Below are 8,292 nucleotides of genomic sequence, written 5' to 3' on the forward strand. Positions count from 1 at the left end.
CATGATGTTTTGTTATGGATCCTGCGGAGTTTGGCATTTGCCGGACGGGCCGGGCGCGCCCCAGAATAGGGCCACTTCCCTGTTCTCTTGGATATAGGCATGCGCGTTTGCGTGATCGGTGCGGGCGTCGTGGGCGTCACGTCGGCGTATTTCCTGGCGCGCCAGGGCCACGATGTGGTGCTGGTGGACAGCCAGGCGCGTCCGGCGGAAGTGTCCAGCTACGCCAACGGCGGACAGCTCAGCTATAGCTACGTGGCGCCGCTGGCCGGCCCCGGCGTGCTGCCCAGCGTGCCCGGCTGGCTGCTGCGCCGGGACTCCCCGCTGCGTTTCCGGCCCCGGCTGGATCCCCATCAATGGCGCTGGTGCCTGCGGTTCGCGCTGGCGTGCCGGGAGTCCGTGGCCCGGGAGTCCACCGCGCAGTTGTCCGGGCTGTCCTATCTCAGCCGGGACGTCATGCACACCCTGCTCGAACAAGAGAACCTGGACTTCGGCCACCTCAAGAACGGCAAGCTCATCGCCTACCGCACTCCGGCCTTGCTGGACAAGGCGCGCGCGCTGGTCGAGTACCAGGCCGCGCACGGGGCCGAGCAGCAGGTGCTGGACGCGGCCCGGACCCTGGCGCTGGAACCCGCGCTGGCGGGCATGGGCGGCAGCCTGGCGGGCGCCATCTTCACGCCCAGCGAAGAGGCCGGCGATTGCCGCCAGTTCACCGAAGCGCTGTTCGAGCGGCTGCAGTCCCTGGACAACGTGCAGTGCGCCATGTCCAACCCGGTGTCCGGCCTGCAGCGCGAAGGCCGCCGCATCGTGGCCGTGAACACCCGCGACGGCGATATCGGCGCCGACGCCATCGTGCTGGCGACCGGCATCGGCACGCGCGCGCTGCTCAAGCCGCTGGGCCACGACGTGCCGCTGTATCCCCTGAAGGGCTACAGCCTGAGCGTGCCGCTGGCCGATGACGACGAGTCGGTGGCGCCGCGCATCAGCGTGACGGACTACGAGCGGCGCATCGTCTACGCGCGCGTGGGCGGCGTGCTGCGGATCGCGGCCATGGTCGATATCGGCAGCGCCAATGCCGACATCGACCCGGCGCGCATCGCGCTGCTCCGGCGGCAGGTGCACGAGGCCTTCCCGGCGCTGGACCTGCGCCAGGCCATCCCCTGGGCGGGGCTGCGCCCGGCCACGCCCACCGGCAAGCCCCTGATCGGGCGCAGCCCGGCGGCGGACAACCTCTGGCTCAATATCGGGCAGGGCGCGCTGGGCTTCACCCTGGCTTGCGGCAGCGCCGCGCTGCTGACCGCCCAGATGGCGGGCATGGCCTTGCCGCTGGACCCGGCGCCGTTCCGGCCCTGAGGAACGGGCCTGTCCATTTCTCGATAGCCGCTGTCTTTTCGTCGGCAGACGGACTGGCCCCAGCTCAATAGGATAGCGATCCTCCCGCCACGCGCGCCATGCGCGGCGGGAGCCGATCCCTCATTCTCCGAGCGAAACCATCATGTCCTATCTGTTCCCGCTGTTCGCCATTCTGTTCTGGGCGGGCAACGTCATCGTCTCCAAGATGGCCGCCAGCGCCATCTCTCCCACGGCCATCACTTTCTACCGGCTGGTGCTGGCGCTGTTCCTCATGGGCCTGTTCACGGCGCGTCCCGCCTGGCGCAACCGCAAGGTCATCCTGCGCCACTGGCCCAAGCTGGCGCTGTACGGCGCCTTGTCCTCGGCGGTGTTCCAGGCGCTGTCCTACCGGGCGGCCGAGACCACCACGGCCACCAACATGGCCATCCTGACCGCGCTGATTCCCTTGCTGAGCATGCTGCTCAGCGTCGTGATCCTGCGCGATCCGCTGACCCTGGGCATGGCCGCGGGCGGCGCGCTCTCGTTCCTGGGGCTGCTGTACCTGGTGGGCCAGGGCGACATGCTGAGCGTGTTCCAGCAGGGCATCCACGTGGGCGACGGCCTGATGCTGCTGGCGGCCTTGTCCTATGCGCTGTACGGGGTGCTGCTGCGCCACTGGAAGGTGCCGGTTCCGGCATGGCAGTCCACCTTCGTGCAATCGATCTTCGCGCTGCTCTACATGCTGCCGCTGTACCTGCGCGTGCCGGCCGCGCAGGCCGCGCTGGACATGAACACCATTCCGTTGATCCTCTACGCCGGCATTTTCTCGTCGGTGCTGCTGTCGTTCCTGTGGATCGAAGGCGTGCACCGCCTGGGGCCCAACCGTTGCAGCATCTTCATCAACCTGCTGCCCCTGTTCACCGCGCTGGCCGCCTTCGTCCTGCTGCGCGAGCAATTGCGCATGTACCACCTGCTGGGCGGCGCGGTGACGCTGGCGGGCGTGCTGCTGGCGCAGACGGTGCGGCGTCCGCTGTTCGGCCGCGCCCGCGCGCTGGCGCTGGACTAGGACCGTTCACTGGCGTTCAAGACGCGCCCGCCCAGGCGGTGGGCTTCGCGGACCAGGCCCACCTGACGCGGGTGTTCAAGCAGGTCTACGGCAGCCCGCCGGGCGTGCTGCGCAGGGCGGGGGCGGGCGATTCCCAGACGTTGCGGGCCCGGGGCGTCTCGAGCCGGTAATCGGAGTACTTATAGGTGAAGAAGTCGGCGCCCAGCCGGGCAGCCGCGTCCAGCGGCCGGCGGGGATCCGCCGCCACCTCTCCGCGCAGGTTGCCCGCGCCGTGCACGTAGCCGACGAAATCCGAGTGCGTGTAGCGCGCGTATTCCTGGATCTGATGGACGATGCCCAGCGCCGCGCCGGGATAGGTCTCTTCGGACGCCACGGCCAGGCCCAGGCGTTTGCCCGCCATGCGGGCCTTGACCCGCGCCGGTTCGGGGCCTTCGCCCGCGTAGTGGCTGAACGAGCGGTCGAAGAAGGCCTTGGTCTGCGCCGACATTCCGTACCAATAGATGGGTGTGCAGACCAGCGTGCCGTCGGACGGCAGGAAGTGTTCGAGGAACAGCTCCGCATAGCGGTCGTCCGGGGCGGGCGCATGGCGCAAGTCGGGCAGGAAGCCCTGGATGTAGTCGTCCAGGAAGAGAAGCGTGGCGGACGTTCCGGCGGCTTCGGCCCCGCGCTGCGCGGCCGCGCCCAGCGCCGCGCTGTTGCCGTCGCGCCGCGGGCTGCCCACCAGGATGAGCAGGCGCTTTTCAGGATGATGTGAATTCATGTCTATTTCCTCGTTCGTGGATGCGGGAGTTCCGTGCGTTCAAGGAAATGTAGGTTCCAAGGACGGGGCGAGACAAATGACCATTCCTGCACTAAGATGAATTGAATTCATCAGAACTGCTGAAGCCCATGTTCGCCACGCTACCCGTCACGGCGCTGCGCACGTTCGAAGCGGCGGCAAGGCTGCGCAGCTTCAAGCTGGCCGCGGCCGAACTGTCGGTGACCGCCACGGCCGTTTCCCATCAGGTCAAGGCGCTGGAACGCCACATCGGGGTCGCGCTGTTCGAGCGCGTGCCGCGCGGCGTCCGGTTGACGGACGCAGGCGGGCGCCTGTTCGCCCGCGTGCACGGCGCGTTGCTCGACGTGGCCCAGGTCCTGGACGCCTTGCGGCCCGCGCCCGCTTCGGGCGCGCTGACGGTATCCACCACGCATTCGTTCGCCGCGCTGTGGCTGGTGCCTCGGCTGGGGCGCTTCTACCAGGCCCATCCGCAGTACCAGTTGCGCCTGGATGCGGGCGCCGACCCCGTGGACCTGCTGCAGGACGCCAGCGTGGACGTGGCCGTCCGCTACAGCCGCAGGCGTTTTCCCGACCTGCACGCCGCCTGTTCGCTGCGGGAATGGTTCGGCGTCTATGGCGCGCCGGCGCTGGTGGCGCGGCAGGGGCGGCGCGCGCCCGCGCTGGTGACCGTGCGCTGGCGCGATTCTCCGCTGTACGAACAGGGCTGGCAGGACTGGTGCGCGGCGGCGGGGCTGCCGGCCTGGCGCCGGCCGGCCGCGGTGCATGCCTATACCGAAGAGCACTACGCCTTGCAGGCCGCCATCGCCGGACAAGGCCTGGTGCTGGCCAGTTCCGTGATGGTGTCGGACAGCGTGGATGCGGGCACGTTGGTGCCTTTCCGTCCGGAGGTCCGGGTGGAGGGCGCCGCCTACACGGCGCTGTGCGCGCCGGGCCGCGAACGGCATCCGCCGGTCAAGGCTTTCCTGGCGTGGCTGCGCCGGGAATTCGAGACCGGCTGAGCGAAGCAGGGGGACGAATTCGATGGGCCACACGAACCCTCGCGCGAGGCACACGCTGCAACTGATGCGCAGCGGCAGCCTGAGCGGCTACGTCGAACTCGTGGAGTCGCTGGGCAGGGATCCCCATGCCTTCATGAAAGCCGTGGGACTGCAGGCGAAGTTCCTGGAAGATCCCGAGATGCTGATCTCCCGGGGCGCCGTGCGCGAATTGCTGGAGATAACCGCCCGCGCCACGCGGACGGAAGACCTGGCGCTGCGCATGGCGGCCCGGCGCAAGCTCTCCGCGCTGGGCCCCATCAGCCTGGTGCTGAGGGAGGCGCCTACGCCCAGGGCCGCGCTCGACACGCTGTGCCGCTATTTGCGGCTGGTGAACGCCGCGCTGACCATCCGGGTCGAAGACGCGGGCAACGTGGTCGTCATCCGCGAAGACCTGCTGCCGACTCCCGGCCTGGCGATGCGGCAATCGGTGGAGCTTGCCGTGGGCACCATGTTCCGCATTCTCTGCGAGCTGATAGGGCCGCATTGGCAGCCGCAGGACGTGTGCTTCACGCATCGTTCGCCCAGGGACGCCTCCGCGCATCGCGCTTTTTTCCGGCGCAGCGTCAAGTTCAACCAGGACTTCAACGGCCTGGTCTGCCTGGCAAGCGACCTGTCCAGGCCGCGCGAGCCCGGAGACCAGGTGGCGGCGGATCTGGCGAGGAAGTACCTGGAGGCGGCGCTGACGGACCGCGGCGAAAGCGCCCAGGAGACCTGTCGCCGGATCATATTGGCGCTGTTGCCGACCGGCGCCTGCAGCGCGCCGGAGGTTGCGCGGTTCCTGCACATCGACCGCCGCACGCTGCATCGCCGGCTCGATGCCGAGGGCCTCAGCTTCAGCCGCCTGCTCGACCAGGTGCGCGCCGATCTCGCCAAGCATCATTTGCGCGAGAGCGACCTGCCGCTCGGCGAGGTGGCGGAACTGCTGGGCTTCGCCCGGCCCAGCAGCTTCAGCCACTGGTTCCACGGCCTTTTCGGCTGTAGCGCTTCCCAGTGGAGCAAGCGGGCCGCCAGCCTGGCGCTCAGCGCAGAAGAGGGCGGCCCCGTTTCGCCTGTCTGAGCCCCATCGCGCCGCAAGGACAGGCGTTCCCGCGCTGCCTTTTTCATTGTCCCAAATTGGCAAATTTATGTCCCAAAAAAGCAAGTGATAACGCCGCGGGCGTCAGATACTTATGCCCATGGACGAGACATGCACAGCGTCCATCCGCGGCAAGACCGCGGCACAGACCGAGGCAGGCACCGCATCTGTCCGGCACAAGCGCCCACTGGAGACAAGAATGAGATTGCAGCGACTTGCACGACCCGCGATGGCGTTGATCGGATGGTCTTTGGCGTTCAGCGCCTGGGCGTTGGGCGACAAGCCCTTGAGGGTCATCGTCCCAGGCCCGGCAGGCGGCACGGTGGATATCGCCGCTCGCGTCATCGGCCAGCAGATGTCCGCGGACATCGGCCGGCCGGTCATCATCGAAAACCGTCCCGGCGCAACCGGGTCCATCGGGCTCAGCGCCATGCTGAAGGCCGATCCCGACGGCAACACGATTGCGCTCGGGCCGAACAACATGCTGGTCGAGGCGCCGCACGTGATGAAGGTCCCGTACGATCCGCTGGGAGACATCGTCACCATCGCCCGGGTGGCCCTGACGGGCTACGTGCTCGTGGCCGCCGCCGATTATCCGGCCAAGGATTTCCAGGGACTGGTCGAGCATTTGAAGACGCGCAAGGGCAAGTCGTCCTTCGCCAGCTACGGAACCGGCACGGTGTCGCAGTATTCGGGACTGATCTTCAGCAGCCAGGCCGATCTGGGCATGCAGCACGTGGCGTACCTCGGGTCTCCGCCGGCGTTGACGGATGTGATCGGCGGCCAGGTGGACATCATGTTCGATGGCATGGTGACGTCCCTGCCTTTGATCAAGAGCGGCAGGCTGCGCACCTATGCGGTCGTGGGGAAGAACCGATCCCACTATCTTCCCGACGTGCCGACGATGAGCGAGCTGGGTTATCCGGAAATCGAGTTCCAGGGGCAGGTGTGCTTCTTCGGTTCCAGCAAGCTGCCGCCCGAGATCCTGGCGAAGCTTCAGGCGATCATCGGCAAGGCGGCGAGTGTGCCGGCGGTGCGGCAGAAACTGGCCGACGCGGGCCTGGAGCCCGACGTGAACACCGATACGGCCGTGCTGCTGGCTGAAAACAGGCAACTGTCCCAGGGCAATGCCGCCATCGTCAAGAAATTCGACATCCAGGCGAATTGATTCGCCTCGCTCCTTCCCTTTCCCCTATCAGTCGGAGAACCTTCGCCATGAACTTTCTTGACGGCCATCTTTATCCAGAAAACCAGCAACCCCTGATCATCACGGCCGCGCCCTATGCGCCGGGCTGGATTCCCTCGGACTTTCCGGAAGACATCCCCGTCACGATGGAGGAGCAGATCCAGAAGGCGGTTGACTGCTATGAAGCCGGCGCCGCCGTGCTGCACCTGCACGTGCGCGAACCGGACGGCAAGGGGAGCAAGCGCCTGTCCATGTTCAATGAATTGATCGCGGGGGTGCGCGAGGCGGTGCCCGAGATGGTCATCCAGGTGGGCGGCTCCATCAGCTTCGCGCCCGAAGAGGGGCAGGCGGCCAAGTGGCTGAGCGACGATACGCGGCACATGCTGGCGGAACTCGACCCCAGGCCCGACCAGGTGACGGTGACCGTCAACACCACGCAAATGAACGTGACGGAACACGCCTGCATCGACGACTTCAAGGGCGTCTCTCGCGGATTCCCGCAGCTCTATTCCGCCTACAAGGACATGATCGTGCCCTCGAACCCCAGTTGGGCCGAGGAACACATCCGCCGCCTGTCGGCCGCCGGGATCCAGAGCGAATTCCAGGTCTACAACATCAACAGTTTCGAAACGATAGAGCGGATGATCCGCCGCGGCATTTACAAGGGGCCCCTGGTGATGAACTGGGTGGCCATCAGCGGCGGCATGGACCAGGCGAACATTTACAACCTGGCCAATATGCTGCGCGCCGTGCCCGACGGCGCGGTCGTCACGGTGGAAAGCTCGGTGCTCAATGTGCTGCCCGTCAACATGATCGGCATCGCCCTGGGGCTGCACGTGCGCTGCGGCATCGAGGACGTGCTCTGGAACCAGACCCGCACGGGCAAGATGAGTTCCGTCGAGCAGGTCAAGCAGTTGGTCCGCATCTCCGGCGAGTTCGGCCGTCCCATCGCGACCGCGCAGCAGGCGCGCGAGATCATGAAGATCGGCGTCTTCTACGAAACGGCGGAAGAGACGCTGCAGGCCAATGGTTTCGCGCCCAACCGCAACGGCGGCAACCAGGGCTTCCTGCGCAAGCCGGCCTGACGCCTTCCTGGCAAGCCGTTCCGGCATCCGGGCCCGGACTGCCGGATCCCGCCACGGCACCGCGGCGAGGCGGAACGGATGGAACGGCCGCCGGCCAAGCGATGCCGCGCCATGCCGCCGTCTAGGGCCGGGCCGGTGGCCGGGGCAGCAGGGGCAGGGCGGCCAGCATGCAAAGCCCGGCCAGCGCCCAGGCCAGCGGCCAGGAGGTGGCCGCGACGAGGTGGGGCATCGCCGCCGGCGTGAGGAACAGCCCGGCATAGACGCAGCTATTGGCCATGCCCAGCGCGGTTCCGGCGCGCGCGGCGCCGGCCAGGGTGGCCAGTTCGGTATAGGCCACGCCGTGCCAGGCCGAGGCGCAGATGCCGGCGGCCGCCACCAGGATGGCCAGGAGCAGCGTTGCGCCGTCCGCGTCCGGCGTGGCTGCGCCGGACGCCCACGCCGCGGCGCCCAGGGCCGCGAACAGCAAAAAGCTCAGCCAGACGCAGAAGCGCAGGTAGGCGCGCCGGTTGCCGCGGCGGTCGGTCCACCTGCCGCTGGCGACGCGCGCGGCCATGGCGCCCAATTGCACCGCCACCATCACGCCGGTCATGGCGCCGATGCCGGCGCCGCTGAAATCGTGCAGGAACACCGTGGCGAAACTCAGGACGGCGAACTGCGGGCAGCACAGCAGACCGATGGCCGCCGCGGCGCGCCAGACCCGGGCGTCGCGCAGCGGGCCGTGCGCGGCGCCGGCCTG

Annotated in this window: 8 protein-coding genes; 6 read left to right on the top strand and 2 right to left on the bottom strand. The window is 67.9% G+C overall.

Annotated elements, in window-relative coordinates; translation table 11 throughout:
• The first annotated feature begins 99 nt into the window (after window positions 1–99).
• On the top strand, window positions 100–1,350 hold the full coding sequence (locus AVE30378_RS24300; RefSeq protein WP_129244397.1) for a D-amino acid dehydrogenase: 1,251 nt from the start codon (window positions 100–102) through the stop codon (window positions 1,348–1,350).
• Window positions 1,351–1,492: 142 nt separating this feature from the next.
• A complete protein-coding gene (locus AVE30378_RS24305) occupies window positions 1,493–2,395 on the top strand; it encodes a DMT family transporter (protein WP_129244399.1) in 903 nt (300 codons plus the stop codon).
• Between the two features lie 85 nt (window positions 2,396–2,480).
• Here AVE30378_RS24305 and AVE30378_RS24315 read toward each other — a convergent pair whose 3' ends face one another.
• Window positions 2,481–3,155, bottom strand: coding sequence for a flavodoxin family protein (locus tag AVE30378_RS24315; RefSeq protein WP_129244400.1), 675 nt, complete (start codon window positions 3,153–3,155; stop codon window positions 2,481–2,483).
• A 128-nt stretch (window positions 3,156–3,283) separates the two neighbouring features.
• Here AVE30378_RS24315 and AVE30378_RS24320 point away from each other — a divergent pair, with 128 nt between their 5' ends.
• The 4 genes from AVE30378_RS24320 to AVE30378_RS24335 all read left to right on the top strand — a co-directional run bounded on the left by AVE30378_RS24320 (window position 3,284) and on the right by AVE30378_RS24335 (window position 7,556).
• Entirely contained in the window at window positions 3,284–4,171 is an 888-nt protein-coding gene (locus AVE30378_RS24320) for a LysR substrate-binding domain-containing protein (protein WP_129244419.1), read from the top strand.
• A gap of 22 nt (window positions 4,172–4,193) precedes the next feature.
• Window positions 4,194–5,267, top strand: coding sequence for an AraC family transcriptional regulator (locus AVE30378_RS24325; RefSeq protein ID WP_129244403.1), 1,074 nt, complete (start codon window positions 4,194–4,196; stop codon window positions 5,265–5,267).
• Between the two features lie 217 nt (window positions 5,268–5,484).
• On the top strand, window positions 5,485–6,453 hold the full coding sequence (locus AVE30378_RS24330; RefSeq protein ID WP_129244405.1) for a Bug family tripartite tricarboxylate transporter substrate binding protein: 969 nt from the start codon (window positions 5,485–5,487) through the stop codon (window positions 6,451–6,453).
• A gap of 47 nt (window positions 6,454–6,500) precedes the next feature.
• The gene (locus AVE30378_RS24335) at window positions 6,501–7,556 is read left to right on the top strand and encodes a beta-keto acid cleavage family enzyme (RefSeq protein WP_129244407.1); all 1,056 of its coding nucleotides are present in this window, start codon (window positions 6,501–6,503) and stop codon (window positions 7,554–7,556) included.
• Window positions 7,557–7,677: 121 nt separating this feature from the next.
• Here AVE30378_RS24335 and AVE30378_RS24340 read toward each other — a convergent pair.
• A partial coding sequence (locus AVE30378_RS24340; RefSeq protein ID WP_165360286.1) for an MFS transporter occupies window positions 7,678–8,292 on the bottom strand: 615 nt, incomplete at its 5' end.

The organism is Achromobacter veterisilvae (assembly GCF_900496975.1).
GTDB lineage: Bacteria > Pseudomonadota > Gammaproteobacteria > Burkholderiales > Burkholderiaceae_B > Achromobacter > Achromobacter veterisilvae.